General features: G+C 41.5%; 13 protein-coding genes. 12 read left to right on the top strand and 1 reads right to left on the bottom strand.

The window, feature by feature from the left end; all coding sequences use genetic code 11:
• Window positions 1-28: 28 nt before the first annotated feature.
• The 3 genes from drt4 to ABMY41_RS10525 all read left to right on the top strand — a co-directional run bounded on the left by drt4 (window position 29) and on the right by ABMY41_RS10525 (window position 5,179).
• Complete coding sequence (drt4, locus tag ABMY41_RS10535) at window positions 29-1,603, top strand: antiviral reverse transcriptase Drt4 (RefSeq protein ID WP_235377231.1); 1,575 nt, start codon at window positions 29-31, stop codon at window positions 1,601-1,603.
• 335 nt (window positions 1,604-1,938) lie between these two features.
• Window positions 1,939-2,739: a DUF4145 domain-containing protein gene (locus ABMY41_RS10530; RefSeq protein WP_235377230.1), complete on the top strand. Its 801-nt coding sequence runs from the start codon at window positions 1,939-1,941 to the stop codon at window positions 2,737-2,739.
• A 715-nt stretch (window positions 2,740-3,454) separates the two neighbouring features.
• Window positions 3,455-5,179 carry an EAL domain-containing protein gene (locus tag ABMY41_RS10525; protein WP_349274638.1) on the top strand — a complete coding sequence of 575 codons (1,725 nt, stop codon included), beginning with the start codon at window positions 3,455-3,457 and terminating at the stop codon, window positions 5,177-5,179.
• Here ABMY41_RS10525 and ABMY41_RS10520 read toward each other — a convergent pair.
• The gene (locus tag ABMY41_RS10520) at window positions 5,176-6,075 is read right to left on the bottom strand and encodes a pyridoxal-phosphate dependent enzyme (protein WP_349274637.1); all 900 of its coding nucleotides are present in this window, start codon (window positions 6,073-6,075) and stop codon (window positions 5,176-5,178) included. The two genes, ABMY41_RS10525 and ABMY41_RS10520, sit on opposite strands and share 4 nt — an antisense overlap.
• Window positions 6,076-6,312: 237 nt before the next feature.
• Between ABMY41_RS10520 and ABMY41_RS10515 the strand changes: the two genes are divergently transcribed.
• From ABMY41_RS10515 to tldD, 9 genes are all read left to right on the top strand, one after another.
• Window positions 6,313-8,340: a formylglycine-generating enzyme family protein gene (locus tag ABMY41_RS10515; RefSeq protein WP_054563353.1), complete on the top strand. Its 2,028-nt coding sequence runs from the start codon at window positions 6,313-6,315 to the stop codon at window positions 8,338-8,340.
• Between the two features lie 132 nt (window positions 8,341-8,472).
• On the top strand, window positions 8,473-9,516 hold the full coding sequence (locus ABMY41_RS10510) for a rod shape-determining protein (RefSeq protein WP_054552787.1): 1,044 nt from the start codon (window positions 8,473-8,475) through the stop codon (window positions 9,514-9,516).
• Window positions 9,516-10,358, top strand: a complete 843-nt coding sequence (mreC, locus tag ABMY41_RS10505; RefSeq protein WP_054563354.1) for a rod shape-determining protein MreC — start codon at window positions 9,516-9,518, stop codon at window positions 10,356-10,358. Before ABMY41_RS10510 ends, mreC begins: the two co-directional genes overlap by 1 nt.
• The gene (gene mreD, locus ABMY41_RS10500; RefSeq protein ID WP_058583828.1) at window positions 10,351-10,830 is read left to right on the top strand and encodes a rod shape-determining protein MreD; all 480 of its coding nucleotides are present in this window, start codon (window positions 10,351-10,353) and stop codon (window positions 10,828-10,830) included. The genes mreC and mreD overlap by 8 nt, the downstream gene beginning before the upstream one ends.
• Window positions 10,830-11,399 carry a Maf family protein gene (locus ABMY41_RS10495; protein WP_054563356.1) on the top strand — a complete coding sequence of 190 codons (570 nt, stop codon included), beginning with the start codon at window positions 10,830-10,832 and terminating at the stop codon, window positions 11,397-11,399. The genes mreD and ABMY41_RS10495 overlap by 1 nt, the downstream gene beginning before the upstream one ends.
• Window position 11,400: 1 nt before the next feature.
• Window positions 11,401-12,873 (top strand): ribonuclease G, encoded by a 1,473-nt coding sequence (gene rng / locus ABMY41_RS10490; protein ID WP_054563357.1) that lies wholly within the window; start codon window positions 11,401-11,403, stop codon window positions 12,871-12,873.
• Window positions 12,873-16,730, top strand: a complete 3,858-nt coding sequence (locus ABMY41_RS10485; protein ID WP_349274636.1) for a YhdP family protein — start codon at window positions 12,873-12,875, stop codon at window positions 16,728-16,730. Before rng ends, ABMY41_RS10485 begins: the two co-directional genes overlap by 1 nt.
• Window positions 16,720-17,550, top strand: a complete 831-nt coding sequence (locus ABMY41_RS10480) for a carbon-nitrogen hydrolase family protein (RefSeq protein ID WP_349274635.1) — start codon at window positions 16,720-16,722, stop codon at window positions 17,548-17,550. Before ABMY41_RS10485 ends, ABMY41_RS10480 begins: the two co-directional genes overlap by 11 nt.
• Window positions 17,547-18,986, top strand: coding sequence for a metalloprotease TldD (gene tldD / locus ABMY41_RS10475; protein WP_055021391.1), 1,440 nt, complete (start codon window positions 17,547-17,549; stop codon window positions 18,984-18,986). Before ABMY41_RS10480 ends, tldD begins: the two co-directional genes overlap by 4 nt.
• Window positions 18,987-19,028 lie beyond the last annotated feature (42 nt).

Genomic DNA, 19,028 nt, shown 5'->3' with positions numbered 1-19,028 from the left:
AAATATCAATTTAATCAAGGTTGCTAGGATGGTGCTTTCATACAATGAAGAACGCGACTTATATGTTGCTTTGACACGCTTTAATTACTTTCCTAATCAAAAAGAATATATGGGCGAGCTTCCGCCATGTTTTTCTACACGCCAATTTACACCTGAAGTAAATGAAGCAATAGCTTCGCAGGATAAATCTAAGGAAAGAAAAGGTTTAGGTTTTGATGTAGTAGAGTTTCGTTCTACAAGATACAATAACGTTTCTCGAACTCTAGCGCTAATACACCCTAAGGCGTATTCAGATCTAACCAAAAATATCATTGATAACTGGAGTTCGTTAAGGCATATCTCTGAAAACGAAAGTAGCCGTATAACACCAGAGATTAGGCAGGATGGTAGGGCTTTTGTAATGAATTACGAAAGCCCAATTAGTAAAAAAAGAAGAGTTATTCAGTCAAGCTTTGCTAAAAAAGTAAGAGTTTCCACTGATATAGCTAATTGCTTTAATAGTATTTATAGTCATTCGATTCCTTGGGCGATAGTCGGTGTAGATGCGGCCAAGGCTAACCGGAGTAATAACCTCTGGTATAACAGAATGGATATGTTTACACGTGCATGTAAAAGAAACGAGACTCAAGGTATCCCGATTGGAGCGGGAACGTCTTCAATTATTGTCGAAACAATTCTATCAAGTATAGACTCAAAACTGAGGGAAAAGGGGTACGATTTTGAGCGGTATGTAGATGATTACAATTGCTATTGTAATACTGACACCCAATCAGAAGCGTTTATAATTGATCTTGAACACATGCTAGCGGAGTTTAAATTATCAATAAACTTAGGCAAAACTCGTACATTTACACTACCATCACCTAGTGACGATGAATGGGTTTTGGACCTATTAAGTTGTGTACCAGTAAAAAAAACTGTTGAGAAGGACGGAGACCAAAAAGAGGTCTTCTTGGCCCCAGAGTCTTTAACATTTATAAATCAAGCCTTAAAATTAAATGAAAAAACTCCAGATGGGAGCGTGTTGAAGTACGCAATTCAGCTATTAGCTTCTCACATTGATGTGAGTGGGGCTGAGACCGTTTTTCAAGAAGTATTAAACTTAAGCTGGCACTACCCAATTTTAATACCATTCCTAGATATACTTAGTACAACTCACCAAATTGATATTGAAAGTTACGAGCACCATTTAAACTCCATTATCATAGAAAGTGCGATTAAACGCAGAAGCGATGGTATGTGCTGGCCACTATTTATCATCTACTCAAAAGGTTTGACGCCTTCTGAAGAGGCTATTGAAAAAGTCATTTCTAGCAAAGATTGTTTAGCTCTAACATTAGTTGCTTCTTATCAAGGGTTCACTCCTGCCATCCAATCGTTAGTTGACTCTATAATTGCTAGTGATTTGTACTCTAAAGATAATTACTGGATTTTGTTATATCAACTGTTCATTAACAACCATATAGAGAACCCTTACGAAGATGATGATACATTCAATATTTTAAAGTCGTTTAGTGTTAATTTCCTACCTGAGGAAAATATAACAGAGGCCGAAAAAGACTCAGAAAAAATTGCTATTTCATTAATTTTTCCTGATTTTTAGATTAACTACTTAGCTAAATAAAGCTTTTAAAGATAGGTTTTCTTTGTGCATAACATAGGTAATCAATGTACACTATGGTCTGTTTTGTAGTTTGGCTTAGATCGATAACAAGTCATTGAGAACGGCTAAATCTCATTTTAATTGATTGGTCAAACTGCCCCTTGCTCTTATATTCAAGAAATAAGCAATATACACATGTTTTTTCAATATAACTTTGCCAAGACTTTTAGAAAACGTAATGATAGCAATCCCTTATGTGATTTGTTAAAACTACATACTGTAGAAAAGTGAGCGTGCTATTCAATTGTTAGGCTTCTTGGAGATTATCTGCAAAGATGGACGATTTTTTTAAAACAAAGGTTGGTTTTACTGTTGGTTTATTGGCAGCAGTATTTGCAATCAAACCACTTGTAGATGTATCTGGCAGTTTTGGGTTCGAGTTTTTTGAAATCAAACTTACAATTAAACACGCATACTTTTTTCTTACAGCTTGCTTAGGTTTAGCTGTATATTTTATTTCACTACAGTTTGCTTCATCTAAACACTTAAAGTTATTTGATACCATTAGTAATGTTTGTTACTCAATAGCTCTTGCAACTCCACCTATTTTTTTACTTTTTTGGGCATTGACCGTGATGGGTTCTCTTGTTGGTAGTTTGATAACACAGATACCCCCTAGCGTTTTATCTGCTACTGCCGCTTTTCTTTCAGGATTTTTCGGCAAGAATCTCATTAAGCTATTATCCCAGACCATCAAAAACAAATTTAATGAGGAAAAAATTACAAAAGAGAAAGATGAAGAATTGGAATTATTGGCTAGGGCGGAAAAAGCGTTCTCAGTTGGTATTTATGATATGGCTGTTAATGAGTCAGGACGGGTCGTAGAGGCATTTCTGAGAAGGTTTTTAAGCGATGTCAAAGCTCCAACCGGTCAAAATTTTTATGAACTTGTTCAAATCGCAGGAGAAATGGACATCCTGTCGCCACAGGATATTGATTTACTTAATGTGGTAAGAAAGGCAAGAAATAAAGCAATACATGAAGGAGGAACGACTATGGAAACGGCACAACATATAATGAAATTGTCACGTTTATTTGTTACAAAGATGCTGTTCGTGTTAAATCAACATAAATGAGCTTCAGAGCCATACATGCAACTTAAGGCTATCGAGCGTTGGAGCGCTGATTCACCTTATTCCTCATTATTGTCTTGTGTTATCGCCCTTTAGAGAGGGGGTAAATATCCACCTCTGACATATACGCAATTTTAGATATGATAAAGCACTGTTAATCGAGCTTCAATAAGCTATATGTTAGCTCATTATTTACGAAGCTTGTTAAATTATTAGCGATGCTAAGTGGGCACTTCTTGTCTTAGCAGAAATGTTGAAAAATGTTTAAATTTAACCGTAATTGGTAGGAAATAGTATAGTTTATCTACATTATTGTTTTTTAATGTTTAAAAATAAATTAGGGTCACTTGGGTTAAGGTATTGACAGTTAAGAATTTTGTTGCTGTACTGACCCTGATTTTGTGTGTTTTGTCTTGGATAACCGTTTTAGCTTCACAGTATATTTAAGATTGTAGATTAAATTTCTACCTACAACCCCTTTAAGTGTTTGAAATATTTTAAACCCAGCCTAGTTGCTGGGTTTTTTATTTGCCTAATACTTCGTTATCACTACTTTTACTTGAGTAGTTACATTTACAAAATAATTCTCATTAACTGTTTTTGCTAGGTGTTTAAAATTACAAAACTTTTGACAGCGCTGGTTCTAGGATATTTCTGATATTGCTTTAAATCGCCCTGCAGCCTTGTATTTATAGGGTTCTTGAACAACACTTTGTATATGTTTAAGCAACTAACCTGTGAAATGAAACGAGACTTAGCTTCACAAATAAAGCAACCGGTGGTCATCTATGTGGCGGCCGCTTTTTTGCTATTAGTTGTTTTTAATATTTTCTTAAGTGATGTGTTGCACGACAAAGTTCATCGCACCGGTACTGAGCTTGCCAAGCAAGTGTATGAATTAAACCTCGACCCGATTGCCTCGCAAGATATTATTGCTACCTTAGTTAAAAGCCAAGGCTTTGCAATGAGCGCTAGTGATGTACCACATAACTTTGCAAACTTTATCGACTTAGAGCAAGAGGTATTTAGCTATAAAACGGTTAATTTGCGTTTATTTCATTGGCCTTCTTGGCTGGTCGAAAGTCACTTATTTATTTTCCTAAATTTAATATTGCTTGGCACTGGGTATTGGGGCTTCCGCTGGTGGAAAAAAATGTTCAAGCAATTAGCAATAACAGAAAAACCGCTGAGCAAACCATTTGAACAATTAAGCACTCAGGTTACAGCCAAGAAAGTTGTATCACCTAAACCATTAGGTCATCAGGATTTAAATATTTTGTATGGTGTGCCAACAAACTATAACCATTTATTTGCGCTATTCTTTTGGAAGAACCCTTTCCCTGCTAACCTCGACGTTGATAATTACTTTAAGTTAGTCATTGCAAAAGGGTTTGGTGAACTTGTAAATCGATCTGTGAAATTATTGCCATCGGGTGGTATTGCCGTGACCTTAAACAGTGTGCCTGCCACCGAAGTTGATAAATACACTAAGCGATTACATCAGGTTATATATCAAGCTTGTTTAAATTATCGTAGTGACTTGTCTCGTGCTGATATAAAAATTGGTGTGTGTAATTACCGCACAGGGGCTGATCAGGCCGTGGTTTATCAGCTTACTAAATCAGCATTAGCGCTGGCGAAACAAAGTGCTTGGCAGCATATTCATCGCTTACCCTTTGGTCATACGCAGTCAAGCATGCTTGCTGATAGTAAAGAACACCTATTTGAGTACATTAAGAAAAAACATTTTATGTTGTTTTTTCAGCCTTTGTTCGACTTACAAACAGGCGATATTTTACAGCATGAGGCGTTGATCCGTATTCGCCACAAGAGTTTAGGCTTGCTTGCGGCTCGGCATTTTATTCCTCATATGAGTAGTAAAAAAGATGTCTTGTTATTGGACCAAACTGTGATTTCTCAAGTGAAGAAAATGCTGCTGAACGAAACGGGCTCATTAACGGTGAGTATAAACTTACACGCAATGAACTGGTTTAATGACGAGTTTTGGCTGTGGTTTAAACAGCAAATGGAAGGGTTTAATAGCGCAGACAAATTGCAATTTGAACTAAGCGAAGACGATTATCTAAAACAGCATAAAAAGCTCAGTGAACAGTTTGAATGTTTAGAGAAACTGTCTGCTGGTATTGTTATTGATAACGTGCGTAGTGCAGAACATATAGCAACTTATAGAAATATCAAAAATATATGCAGTATTAAGTTAGCATTTGAACTGATACACAATATAGATACCAACACCCAACAGCAAAAAATTGTAAAGCAAATAATTTCTAAGGGTACTGAGCTAAACTTTCCTGTTTATGCGGTTGGAGTAGAAACACAGAACGAACTTGCGACCTTAAAAAACCTAGGGATCATTGCGGCTCAAGGCTTTTACTTTGCTGAGCCATTGCAAAAACTGGCGGATATTACACCTTACAGCTAGTCAATGAGGCCTCGGTACTTGAGGCCATCTAACCCTTGTAGCCCACCAGTATGAACTGCAATGATATGCGTTCCTTCACTAAAGTAACCTTGCTCTATTAATTGCCAAACGGCATAGAGCATTTTGCCGCTGTAGATTGGCTCAAGCGGGATTACGTGCTGCTCACTAAAGGTTTGGCAAAATTGCCACAAGTCATCGCTAAACTTTCCGTAACCACCATCATGAAAGTCGCAAAGCAGCTGCCAGTTTTGTTGCTGATTTGCTTTATTACTTAGCTGCTTTATCTCATCAATTAAGTAGTGCGCTTGCTTTAGTACTGCGACACCTAACAGCTTTGTGTGTTGTGGTGCACCTTCGATTAAACCTGCTAGTGTGCCGCCACTACCAGTTGGGCAAACAATCACATCAGAGCTTGGTAGGCTTTGCGCTAATTCTTTACAGCCTAAAAGTGCGGCTGTGTTAGTGCCGCCTTCTGGCAATATGTAGGCATTCGGAAACTGCGCTTGTAACTGTGCTAAATACGTTTGGTCGTGCCTTAAGCGGTAAGTAATTCGATTTACTGGGTGTAAGCGCATACCGCATTGCTTTGCGTAGTTGAGTGTTGGATTTGCTTCGTCTAGCTTAGGGCCGCGAATAATACCGTGGGTTTTAAAGCCAAATAACTTACCTGCAGTTGCCGTGGCATGAATATGATTTGAAAATGCGCCACCAAAAGTGAGTAGTTCAGATTTACCCTGTTGCTGCATAACATCTAAGTTAAACTTTAGCTTACGCCATTTGTTGCCACTAATTTGCGGATGAATAAGATCATCTCGCTTGATGCTCAGCTGAATTTTACGTGCAGCTAATAAGGGGTGATGAATTGTTTGTACTGGTGATTCAAAAGAACTATTCACGGCATTAATTTTCGTAAAAAAACACGTCTTATTGTAGCAAAGTCGTCTTACAGATAGAAATTAGTCAATTAAACTCAAATGATTTTGTTATTTACTGGCATCAACTAAGGTAATAGATGTAAACTCAGATAATAATTGAACAAAGCTTGTGTTTTGCCTTGCAAGTACATAGCATAAGAGTTTAATTATAAAAAATAATAATGACCAAATAATTGCCGCTTTTTGGGAATGGAATATATGCGAATTGCTCCTTTATCTCTGTTAATTTCAGTTAGTTTGCTAGCAACTAGTGCATTTGCACAAGATACTGCTACGGTAACTGGCATTGAATCAGAGATCAGTAAAAAACAAGCCGAATACGATAACTCGACCTTAATCCTCGAAAAACACCTAAAAGAAGAAAGTCAGTTACAAAAACAACTCGAATTATTGCGCGCCCGCTCAACTGAGCTAGATAAAGAAAAAAACCAAGCGCTAGATGCAATGAACGAGATGTACCGCCGACTTATTGATGACCCAACTCTTGATATCAGCAATGCGCAGTCGCGCTATCAAAAAGCTGTGGTTGATCACAAACAAAACAAAGATGATATTTCGATGCAATTGGCGGCAATTGCTTCACATAGAAAAGACATTGAGCAAATTCGTGTATCAAAGCACACCCAGTTAAACACCTTAGAAAGTTTAAAAGAGCAGTTAGCAACGGCACGTGTTGAGCGTTTACGTAACGAATTCACTCGTGAAGGCACATTAGAGGTTAATCACACGATTAACTGTAAGCGCACCGAAACACTTGCTGCCTGTGAACAACGTGGCCAACAAATGGGCTTACAAAAAGCCACTAAACGTTTTGTAGACCAGATTTTTGCTAACTTAACTGAAGAGCGTTTGGTTGAGCCAAAACGTAACCTTGCCGGTGCACAAGTTAAGATTTTAAGTAGCCATGTCGTGAACAGTGCGTTCAGTGGTCAAGGTAACTACAACGTTAACTTAAGTGTGACGATGCGCGGTGATGTAAACAGCAGCCGTTTATGTAGCTTACTTAACTTAGATAATCGTTTTTGTGCTGACTATGGCACGCCACTGGCTGGTAACTTTCAGCCAAGCTACGGCACTACCTATTCAGATAGTCAGTTAACATTCAGTGACTCTCAGGATAATGGGCAGGTGGTATCGGTTTCACGTATGAGTGAGCAACCAGTAAGCGATTATTCTGTAAAAAAGCCAATAAAGGTTGAACCATTACCTGATCTAAAAAAATCTAAAATGGTTGAATTAACACTGCGTTCAAATGTTTATGACGACGAAGTGTTTATTGATGGTGTTAGCTATGGTGCAACTAGGTTAACGACATCATTACCAAAAGGTTTTCATGATATTGAAATTCGCAAACGTGGCTACAAAAGCTATAAAGCGCGAATTGATCTGCGTAAAGCACAAACCATTAATGCAAACCTAGTTAAAGTGCCAGAGCCTGTTGTTGCTGAAGTGACTGCGGCACCAGAGCAACCTGTAACAGCACCTGTTGCAAGTATTGTTAATAAAACCAGTTCTGCCAGCATTGTAGTTATTCCCGCTGGTAAATTTAAGATGGGTGACATTAACGGCAATGGGTTAGCGAATGAACGCCCAGTGGTAGAAAAAACCATTGCTAACTCATTTGCAATGCAAAGCAAAGAAGTAAGCGTTGGTGAGTATGAGCAATTCGTTGCGAATACCGGCTATAAAACAGAAGCAGAAAAAGATCGCGGCTGTGCGTATTACTTAAATGGCGAACCAGTGTGGGAAGCAACCTTAAACTGGCGCAACCCAGGCTTTGATCAAGAAAGTGATTTTCCGGCGGTTTGTTTAACTTACAACGATGCCAAAGCGTATGCCGATTGGTTATCGGGTCAAACAGGCCAGCTGTTTCGTTTACCAAATGAGGTTGAGTGGGAATACGCTGCACGTGCAGGTAAAGAAACTGAATACCCTTGGGGTAACGAAATTGGTAAAAATTTAGCGAACTGTGGCTGGTGTGGTAGCGAATGGTCAAACAAGAGCGCTGCACCAACAGGGTCGTTTTCTCCTAACGCATTTGGCCTATACGATACAGTAGGTAATGTGTGGGAATGGACAAACAAAAAGTCAGGACAGTCTGATGTGGCTGTTCGAGGCGGTGCATGGAATTTTGCTCCTAGCCTAGCACGCGTATCAACGCGCTTAATCTTAGCGCCAGATTTTCGTGCAAACTATATCGGTTTCCGTTTAGTACGCGAACGATAAGAATTTAAAAAGGAAGCAATGGATGCTTCCTTTTTTAGCATTTTAATTAAAGCAGTTGCGCTTTTTCATGATTAGCATGATAGAGTGAGAGCAGCTAGTATAAGAACGAATTTTCAAAGGTCATCCAGCCTCATGTTTAAAAAACTCCGTGGTATTTTTTCAAACGATCTATCGATCGACTTGGGTACAGCCAATACCCTAATTTATGTAAAAGAAGAAGGTATCGTATTAAACGAACCTTCAGTTGTTGCTATTCGTCAAGAGCGTGCTGGTGGCCCTAAGAGCGTAGCATCTGTAGGTACCGAAGCTAAGCAAATGTTAGGTCGTACTCCGGGTAACATTAAAGCAATTCGTCCAATGAAAGACGGCGTTATTGCTGATTTCTACGTTACTGAAAAAATGCTGCAACACTTCATCAAGCAAGTGCATAACAACAACTTTATGCGCCCAAGCCCACGTGTACTTATTTGTGTGCCTTGTGGTGCAACGCAAGTAGAAAAACGTGCTATTCGTGAGTCTGCTATGGGTGCCGGTGCTCGTGAAGTGTACCTAATCGAAGAGCCAATGGCTGCGGCTATCGGTGCTGGCTTACCAGTGTCTGAAGCAACCGGTTCAATGGTTGTTGATATCGGTGGTGGTACAACTGAAGTTGCCATTATTTCTTTAAATGGTGTGGTTTACTCTTCATCTGTACGCATTGGTGGTGACAAATTTGATGAAGCTATCATCAACTATGTACGTCGTAACTTCGGTAGCTTAATTGGTGAAGCGACAGCTGAAAACATCAAGCACCAAATTGGTTCTGCTTTCAAAACAGACGAGCCTATTGAAATTGAAGTACGTGGTCGTAACCTTGCTGAAGGTGTCCCGCGTTCATTCACGCTTAACTCACACGAAATCTTAGAAGCACTGCAAGAGCCATTAATGGGTATTGTGAGCGCGGTAATGGTTGCATTAGAGCAATCTCCACCAGAGCTTGCGTCTGATATCTCTGCACACGGTATGGTATTAACCGGTGGTGGTGCATTATTAAAAGACCTAGACCGTTTATTAATGGAAGAAACCGGTATTCCAGTTGTGGTTGCTGATGATCCATTAACGTGTGTTGCACGTGGCGGCGGTAAGGCACTAGAAATGATTGATATGCACGGTGGTGACGTATTTAGCTACGACTAATGAAGTTACTTTTTGGTCGTACCATCTCTTTGCAACTGCGACTTTTTGTCGCAGTGCTTTTGAGTGTCGTGCTGATCGTGGGCGATCGCTACACTCAAGGTGGTACAACAATCCGCACCAGCCTAAATACCCTAGTTAGCCCACTTATTTATCTTGCCAACTTGCCCTATGAGTTATTTAGTATTGGCGCGAAGAACCTTCATACCCGCGAACAGCTTTTAACCGAAAACGAAGCGTTAAAAAAGAAGCAGTTACTACAAAGCGAACAACTACAACAACTGTCATTTTTATCTCGTGAAAACGATAAGTTACGCGCTTTACTCGGTTCATCGGCTAAGCAATCAAATCGTAAAATTATTGCACAAGTTCTCTCTGTTCATTCAAACCCGTATAGCCACCAAGTGGTTATTAACCGTGGTACAACGGATGGCCTAAGCGAAGGCCAAGCTGTGATTGACGAAATGGGGGTAGTGGGGCAAATCACTCAAGTGGGTTCAACTACCTCGCGCGTACTACTGATGACCGATACAACCCACGCAACACCTGTGCGTATTTTACGTAACGATGTGCGTACCGTGGTTGAGGGGATTGGCAAAATCAACGTGGTAAAACTTTCGCATGTACCACATAGCCTTGATGTTCGCATTGGCGATATCTTGGTTACGTCAGGCCTTGGCGGCACCTTCCCAGAGGGATATCCGGTTGCAGTAGTGACCGAAATTAACCGTGATGAAGGGCGTCCTTTTGCGCAGGTTTATGCTGAGCCAATTGCGCAACTTGACCGTATTCGCTTATTGGTTGTGCTGTGGCGTAATCAGCAGGAGAGCATCAGCAATGAATAGTCGTCACTTTTTGCTGATTGCTATCAGTATCTTCTTTGCATTGGTAATGGCGCTAATGCCGTTACCGATTTCGTTTGAACCATACCGCCCAGACTGGGTGTTAATGGTATTAATGTATTGGTCGTTAGCGGTGCCACACCGTTTAAATATTGGCACAGCTTGGGTCGTTGGTTTATTAATGGACCTTGCATCAGGCTCGCCACTCGGTGTGAACTCACTGACTTACTCGGTATGTATATTTATCACTGCGAGTAACTTCCAAAAAATTAGAAACTTTTCTTTATGGCAGCAAAGCATTTTAATTGCTTTGTTTTTAACGCTTTACCACCTCATGCAATTTTGGCTTAACCACTTTTTAATGGGCGTTTATTTTAGCCCGCATTATATGTGGCCAGTACTAACCGGCATGCTTTGTTGGTGGTGGATATTCTTAATTTTGCGTAAATATCGCCGTCATTTCAGGATTAGATAATGCAAACCGCAATTTATTTGGCGTCTGCATCACCGCGCCGAAAAGAGTTGCTCAGCCAACTTGGCGTTGAGTTTTCTCAATTTAGCGTTGATGCAGATGAAAGCCAATTCCCAAACGAAGCCCCGCGCGATTATGTAGAGCGTCTTGCTAGACTCAAGGCACAATCGGGCGTTGCTATGGGTTACACTGACCGCCCAGTACTTGGCAGCGATACCGTGGTTGTCATTGATGATACCGCACTTGGTAAGCCGCTAGACCAAGCTGATTTTACCGCCACCATGAAGCGCTTATCTGGCCGTACTCATCAAGTGATGACGGCTGTGGCAATTGCTGATAGTGAGCAAGTAAAAAGCTGCCTTGTTGTTACCGATGTTACATTTAAACCGCTCAGCGATGCTGAAATTGATGCTTACTGGCATAGTGGAGAGCCGCAAGATAAAGCCGGTGGTTATGGCATTCAAGGCTTAGGTGGTCGCTTTGTTAGTCACCTTTCGGGTAGCTATTTTGCGGTTGTCGGCTTACCTTTATATGAGACAGAGCAGTTATTAAACGAATTTTTAAGAGGGTAACATGAGCACCGAATTACTGATCAACGTTACACCGAGCGAAAGTCGCGTTGCGCTTATCGAAAATGGCGTACTGCAAGAAATCCAACTAGAGCGAATTGGCAACCTTGGGATTGTGGGCAATATTTACTTAGGTAAAATCAGCCGAGTATTACCGGGTATGCAGGCTGCGTTTGTCGATATTGGCTTAGAGAAAGCCGCTTTTTTACATGCATCAGACATTGTAAACAGTGCCTCAATTGTAGAAGGCGTTGATGAGCAGCCAATCAAAAAAGTACAAGATATTCGTGAGCTTGTGCGCCAAGGTCAACATATCATGGTGCAAGTGGTTAAAGACCCGCTAGGAACCAAGGGCGCACGCTTAACAACTGATATCACTATTCCTTCTCGTTATTTAGTGTTTATGCCAGATGCAACACACGTAGGTGTAAGCCAGCGCATTGAAACCGAAGAAGAACGTTCGCGTTTAAAGAAAATTGTTGCCGAATATGGTGATGATGACGGCAGCTTTATTGTTCGTACTGCAGCAGAAGGGGCATCGGAAGCTGAGCTACGTCATGATGCGGAATTCTTAAAAAAACTGTGGCAAAAAATCGTCACTAAGCGCAAAAAAACCAGTAAAGAAAGTATCTTGCATGAAGATTTAACACTGGCGTTTCGAACTCTACGTGACTACGTAGGTGAAGACATGGAGCGTATTCGTGTTGACTCAAAATTAACCTATCAAGAGCTTAAAGAGTTTACTGAAGAATTTGTGCCGCTGTTATCGGGAGCATTAGAATACTACCCGGGTGAGCGACCTATTTTCGATTTATTCGATGTTGAAACCGAGATCCAAAAAGCGCTACATCGTAAAGTTGAGCTTAAATCGGGTGGTTATTTAATTATCGACCAAACCGAAGCGATGACAACCGTTGATGTAAATACCGGTGCGTTTGTTGGCCATCGTAACCTAGAAGAAACCATTTTTAATACTAATATCGAAGCGACCTCAGCAATTGCTCGTCAGCTACGTTTACGTAATTTAGGCGGCATCATTATCATCGACTTTATCGATATGGTTAGTGATGAGCATAAACGCCGAGTCTTGCATTCACTTGAGTCTGCACTTGCAAAAGATCGTGCAAAAGCCAACATAAATGGCTTATCTGCACTAGGCTTAGTAGAGATGACCCGCAAACGGACCCGCGAAAGCTTAGAGCACATTCTTTGTGATGTGTGTCCAGCGTGTTCAGGGCGCGGCTCGCAAAAAACAGTAGAAACGGTTTGCTACGAAATCTTGCGTGAAATCGTTAGGGTAAACCGTGCTTATGCAGCTGATAAGTTTATGGTTTACGCAGCTCCTTCGGTAAGCGAAGCATTGATCAACGATGAGTATCACAACCTTGCTGAGCTGGAACTATTTATCGGTAAGCAAGTCAGTATTCAAACAGAGAGTTTATATAACCAAGAACAGTTTGATGTGGTAATGATGTAATGAAGGCAAAAACGGTCTGCTTTTATTGTTTACGTAAGTTATGGCAAGTATTTGCTATTACTCTCGTACTGCTGGCCGTTATTGTCTCTGTGGTAAAGTATTCACTGCCATACGCAAATGATTATAAAGATGACATTGAAGCGTTTTTGTATGAACGCTTTGATGTAAATTTAGCAATAGGCTCAATCTCAGCCAGTTGGCATGGCCAAGGCCCTGCCTTAGTCATCGAAGATATTTCTTTTGAAGATAACCAAACCTCACCGATTGCACTCACCATCGATAAAGCGAGTCTTGAAGTTAATTTATGGGAGTCAGTAAAAACTCGTCAGCTTAAATCGAACTATTTTGTGATCAATGGCTTTCATGCTGATGTTGATTTACCCACTATGCTTGATTTGGGGAATAACCAGCAAACCAGCAACTTTGAGCAAAAAGAACTAATTGAAGGCTTATTCCTTGGTGAAACGGGTCACTTTGCGGTGCAAGACAGTAGCCTCAATTTTACCCTCAATGATGGTAAAGAGCGCAAGCTGATCCTTGAAAACATTGTCTGGCAAAATACCCTTGAGCAACATCAAGGTTCAGGTACGTTAGCCTTACCGGGAATTTCTGTTGGTAGTTTTGACGCCCGCATGGCGCTGAATGGTTCGACCCTCGAAACCATGGCTGGCGATATCTATGTGCAAGCAGCGAACGTTGATGTATCTAAGTGGCTGGCGCAATATATTAATACCGACAAGCAGCAGCTTACTTCAGACATCAATTTACAAACCTGGTTTAGTCTTGAAAAAGGTCTGATCAGCGATGTAAAAGTGCAGTGGCTACCGAGTTTCATTAACTGGCAACAAAACCAAGAAGCGCACCAAATTAGTTTAAGTGAAGGTGGTTTTCATTTATTTCCAAAGCAAAATGGCTGGCGCTTAAAAAGCACCGGACTCACCTTTGAAAGTGACTTAAAACAATGGCCAACCTTACAGTTTGAAGCTCAACTTGGCGATAAAAGCCAAATTTGGTTAAAGCAATTTGATTTTGCATTGCTGGCAAAGTTATCGCAGTTAAGTAACTTTGAAGTACTTGCCCCGTTTTTAGCGCGTCAACCCAATGGTCAGTTAAGTGATGCCTATCTTGAGTTAGGTCAGCAAGATAACTGGCAACTTTGGTTTCAGGGCGAACAAATTAATTGGCTGTCGCTGCAGGGCATTCCTGGCGGTCAGGCGATTCGTGTTGATGGCTTAATTAATCAATCAGCTGGGCGAATTCAGCTATATGGCGAGAACAATCAACTGCTAACGAACGGCAGCTTTAGCCAAGATATTGCCTATAACCAATTAAATGTAGAGCTCGACCTTCACCATTACGATGATGGCTGGCGCATTAGTAGCGATAATATCTGGCTTGATAACGACGAAGTGACTGTGGCTGCAGAGGTGATGCTAAGCCTCACCGATGAACCTCGGTTAGATTTATATGCCGAAGCTTACGCAGCGGATGCTAAAGTCGCTGGGCATTATTTCCCGTTACCTGTGATGAGCGAAAAGCTGGTTAATTACCTTAATGGCGCAATTAAGGGCGGTGAAGTCAATAAAGCTCAAGTGCTGTTCTCGGGGCCATTTAAAGGGTTCCCGTTTAAAGAGCAGCAAGGTCAATTTGAAGTGTTAGCGAATGTTGAAAACGCTAAATATAAGTTTTCACCAAGCTGGCCTGAAGTTGAAGATGCCAACGTCATTTTACATTTCGAAAATGAGCGCATGGATATCTATAGCAAGTCGGGCAAACTGGTTAACCTCGCTTTGGGGGAGAGTGTTCATGTCAGTATTGCTGATTTAATGAATGCAGAAATTCTAAAAGTTGCCATTAATAAACGTGCTCATGGCGATAAGCTTAATCCATTTTTTACGGCCACTCCGCTTGCTAAGCCTTTGGCGAGTGTTTTTGAAGTTGTGCAACCGCAAGGTGAAGCAACTGCCGATATTGAGCTGTTAGTAAATTTACGTTCGGGTCATGTTGATGCGATTGGTGAAGTTGAATTGGCCAATATTCCGGTTTACCTTGCACAGCCAGGTATCACGCTTAACCACATGACCGGTATTGTTAAGTTTAATAACGATAAAATCGACTTAAAAAATGCCAAAGCAGATTGGATGGGCATGCCACTTACAGCCAACTACAACAGTGAAAATGTGGCTGATACCTATCGCGCCGAAATTGCGATAAAGCTGGCCCTTGAAGCTGAGCCTTTAATTGAACAAGCTCATGGTTTACTGGCCGGTTACTTAAGCGGCCAAAGCAATGTCGATATTAATGTGTCGCTTAACTTTTTACCGAATGACTTTAATTACCGCGCCGATGTGAGTGGTAATTTAATCGGTGTGACTAGCCAGCTGCCTGCACCTTATAACAAAAGCGCAGAGCAGAAATGGCCATTAACTGCGGTCGTGCAGGGTGACCATATCTCTAATTTGATCACCGCGAATATCGATGAGCAGTTATTCTTTAATGCGATTTTAGATAACGGCGAAAAGAAATTTAGTAACGCCCATTTAATTTTAGGTGCGCAAGATTTAGGACTTAATCGTGAAGGTTTTGCGGTATCTATCGATTTACCAGAAACCGAAATAGTGCCTTGGTTTGGCCTAATTGATCAGATTATTGCGCTTACCAAAGTTAAGTCTGATACACCAAGTGTGATGCCTGCGTTCAATAACATAACGGGTAAATTTAATAAACTGGCACTACACAATATCGACTTTAATGATTTTGAATTTCGCTTAGCGCCAAAACAATCAGACTTAGAGTTAAAGCTAAATGCTAAAGAATTACGTGCCGATGCACTTATTCCAACCGGTGAAACACGCAGACCAATTCAAATTTTTACTGACTACCTGCGTATTAATTTTAACGAAGTCGCAGAGCAAACAGAGCAAGACTCAGAACCAGAAGATTTAAGCTGGTTAACCCGAGTCCCAGCCATCGAGTTTAACTGTGAAGATTGTAAAGTGGCTGAGTATCAGCTCGATAAAATTAAAAGCAGCTTAGTTGGGGAGAACGATAAACTCTTGTTCACTGAGCTGGTCATCGACAAAGGCGATCACGTATTACGTGGTAAAGGGCAATTTGCCGATGGGCAAACACGCTTTAGTGGTAACTTACAAAGTGACGATATTGGCGAGTTATTTGATGAGTTTGATATCACCACCACAGTCAAAGATTCAGATGCCAATATTAAGTTTGATCTTGCATGGCAAGGCGCACCTTATAGCTTTGATGTACCAAGTTTAGCCGGTGAATTAGATTGGCGTTTAGGTGAAGGGCACCTTGCTGAGATCAGTGATGGTGGTGCGCGAGTATTCTCTTTACTGAGTTTAGATTCGTTAGTGCGTAAGCTGAAACTGGATTTTAGAGATGTATTCTCGAAAGGCTTTTTTTATAACAGTATGCAAGGCACCATGCAGCTAGAAAAGGGCATAGCTTACACCCAAGATACCAAGCTTGATGGTGTGCCTGCCGATTTGACGATCAAAGGCCATACAAACTTAAACACCTTTGAAATTGATTACGACCTAGCGGTTGCACCGCAGGTGACGTCGAGTATTCCAGTGATTGTGGCATGGATGGTTAACCCGGTAAGTGGTCTTGCAGCGCTGGCAATCGATAAAGTGATTCACTCGGCGCGGGTGATCTCAGAGATCAACTTTAAAGTAACAGGTAGTACGAACGATCCTGTCGTTGAAGAAGTAGATCGTAAGAGTCGTGAAGTGACGTTACCGCAAGCCGCGCAAAGTCAGCCGCAGTCGTCGACGCAACTAAAATTAAAAGATGCCGCATCTTCAGCGAGTTTAGATAACAATGAAGGTTAACCCTCATCCACAGGTTGTTGCTGTGCAAATGTGCTCAAGCATGAATGCTGAGCAAAACCTCACTTTTTTAGCAGAGACATTGAATCAGTTACCTGCAACTCGGCCATTGCTAGTGTGTTTACCCGAAAGCTTTTTGATCTTTAGTAAGCAAAGCCAAGCAAGTTATGAATTAGGTCTGCAAAGTGAGTCATATAAAGCGAAGCTTGCCGATTTATGTAAGCAACATGATATTTGGTTAGCTGCTGGAACCCTGCCTGTTTCACAGCAAAATGGTAAGTATTTAGCTGCCTCGTTTTTATTTAACAACCAAGGCGATGTGGTTGCGCAGTACAATAAAATTCACTTATTTGATGTAGATGTTGCCGACACTACGCGCAGTTACCGAGAGTCTGATGCGACGCAAGCAGGCAACGATATTGTGGTGGTCGACTCGCCATTTGGTAAAATTGGCTTAGCAGTATGTTATGATCTACGTTTTAGTGGCTTATTCACCGCCATGCAGCGCCAAGGGGCTGAGCTTATTTTAGTGCCAAGTGCCTTTACCACAGTTACCGGTGCTGCTCATTGGCATATTTTATTAGCTGCGCGTGCAATCGAAACACAATGTTATGTGATTGCCGCAGCCCAGTGGGGTGAGCACGAGAATGGCCGCCACACTTATGGCCACAGCATTATTATTTCACCATGGGGAGAAACGCTCAGTGAGCTTGCCTCTGGTACCGGGTTTATCAGCCATGAGCTTGATTTAAACCGCTTGAATACAATTCGCCAAGACATGCCTGTGCAGTCTCAGCAACGATTTAGAGAGCATTTATTATGAACACGGTTGAACAGCATTTATTACATGACAGCCAACTAACGAGAGAAGAATTAGAAAAAACGCTCGCTTTTATTCATCAACATCAAGTTGACTATGCCGATCTGTATTTTCAATCAAGCCACCACGAATCTTGGGTGCTTGAAGATGGCTTAGTGAAAGAAGGCTCATACAACGTTGAACGTGGTGTGGGTGTGCGTGCTGTTAGCGGTGAAAAAACCGGTTTTTCATACTCAGATGCGATTAACCTTGAAGCGTTAAACAAAGCAGCAACGGCAGCGCGCAGTATTGCCAATGCTGGCGAAAACAAAACGATTCAGGTGTTCAGTGATGTAGCTGCTAAAGAGCAGTATGCGCCGCATCAACCAATTCAAAGCATGAGCAACGATGACAAAGTAAGCCTGCTACGCGAACTTGAAAACTATATTCGTCAATTAGCACCGGATGCTGAACAAGTGATCAGCTCAATGTCGGCGGTTTATGAAGAAGTGTTAATTGCTGCAAGTGATGGCACCTTTGCCACCGATATTCGCCCGCTTATTCGCTTAAACTGTTCTGTGTTACTAGAAAAGAACGGCCGCCGTGAGCGCGGTGGTGCAGGGGGCGGTGCGCGTTTAGATTATGGCTATTTTAAAGAATTAGTTGATGGCAAACCGCGTTGGATGGAGTACGCCGAAGAAGCTGTTCGCCAAGCAAAAGTAAACCTAGAAGCAATCGATGCGCCTGCTGGTAGCATGGAAGTCGTGCTAGGCGCAGGTTGGCCGGGTGTGTTACTACACGAAGCGGTAGGCCATGGTCTAGAAGGTGACTTTAACCGTAAAGGCGCATCAGCGTTTAGCGGTAAAGTAGGTCAAAAGGTGGCATCTGAGCTGTGTACAGTCGTGGATGATGGCACTATTGCTGATCGCCGTGGTTCATTGAACGTGGATGATGAAGGGACACCAGCTGCGTATAACGTGCTCATTGAAAACGGTATTTTAAAGGGCTACATGCAAGATAAGCTAAATGCCCGTTTGATGGGTGTTAACCCTACTGGTAATGCGCGCCGCGAATCCTACGCTCACTTACCTATGCCACGTATGACCAACACCTATATGTTAGGTGGTGAGCACAGCCAAGCTGATATCATCAGCTCGGTGAAAAAAGGTATCTTCGCGCCTAATTTTGGTGGCGGCCAAGTGGATATTACGTCGGGTAAGTTTGTATTTAGTGCCTCTGAAGCCTACTTAATTGAAAACGGTAAAATCACACAACCTATCAAAGGTGCAACACTGATTGGCAATGGCCCTGAAGTGATGCAGCAAATTTCGATGGTAGGTAACGACTTAGCCCTTGATAAAGGCGTTGGCGTGTGTGGTAAAGATGGCCAAAGCGTTCCTGTAGGTGTGGGCCAACCTAGCCTTAAAATTGATAACTTAACTGTGGGTGGTACGGCTTAATAATCCTCACTAATAGTTAAAATGAACGCGAGGGTAATCCCT

The organism is Pseudoalteromonas sp. BZA4 (genome assembly GCF_040104395.1).
Classification (GTDB): domain Bacteria; phylum Pseudomonadota; class Gammaproteobacteria; order Enterobacterales; family Alteromonadaceae; genus Pseudoalteromonas.
This window is presented reverse-complemented; position numbering and strand designations above follow the sequence as displayed.

Coding starts and splice junctions, on each gene's coding strand:
- ABMY41_RS10515 (WP_054563353.1), top strand. CDS start 6,313: ATGCGAATTGCTCCTTTATCTCTGTTAATTTCAGTTAGTTTGCTAGCA.
- rng (WP_054563357.1), top strand. CDS start 11,401: ATGAGCACCGAATTACTGATCAACGTTACACCGAGCGAAAGTCGCGTT.
- ABMY41_RS10495 (WP_054563356.1), top strand. CDS start 10,830: ATGCAAACCGCAATTTATTTGGCGTCTGCATCACCGCGCCGAAAAGAG.
- mreD (WP_058583828.1), top strand. CDS start 10,351: ATGAATAGTCGTCACTTTTTGCTGATTGCTATCAGTATCTTCTTTGCA.
- ABMY41_RS10510 (WP_054552787.1), top strand. CDS start 8,473: ATGTTTAAAAAACTCCGTGGTATTTTTTCAAACGATCTATCGATCGAC.
- drt4 (WP_235377231.1), top strand. CDS start 29: ATGGTGCTTTCATACAATGAAGAACGCGACTTATATGTTGCTTTGACA.
- ABMY41_RS10485 (WP_349274636.1), top strand. CDS start 12,873: ATGAAGGCAAAAACGGTCTGCTTTTATTGTTTACGTAAGTTATGGCAA.
- ABMY41_RS10525 (WP_349274638.1), top strand. CDS start 3,455: ATGTTTAAGCAACTAACCTGTGAAATGAAACGAGACTTAGCTTCACAA.
- mreC (WP_054563354.1), top strand. CDS start 9,516: ATGAAGTTACTTTTTGGTCGTACCATCTCTTTGCAACTGCGACTTTTT.
- ABMY41_RS10480 (WP_349274635.1), top strand. CDS start 16,720: ATGAAGGTTAACCCTCATCCACAGGTTGTTGCTGTGCAAATGTGCTCA.
- tldD (WP_055021391.1), top strand. CDS start 17,547: ATGAACACGGTTGAACAGCATTTATTACATGACAGCCAACTAACGAGA.
- ABMY41_RS10530 (WP_235377230.1), top strand. CDS start 1,939: ATGGACGATTTTTTTAAAACAAAGGTTGGTTTTACTGTTGGTTTATTG.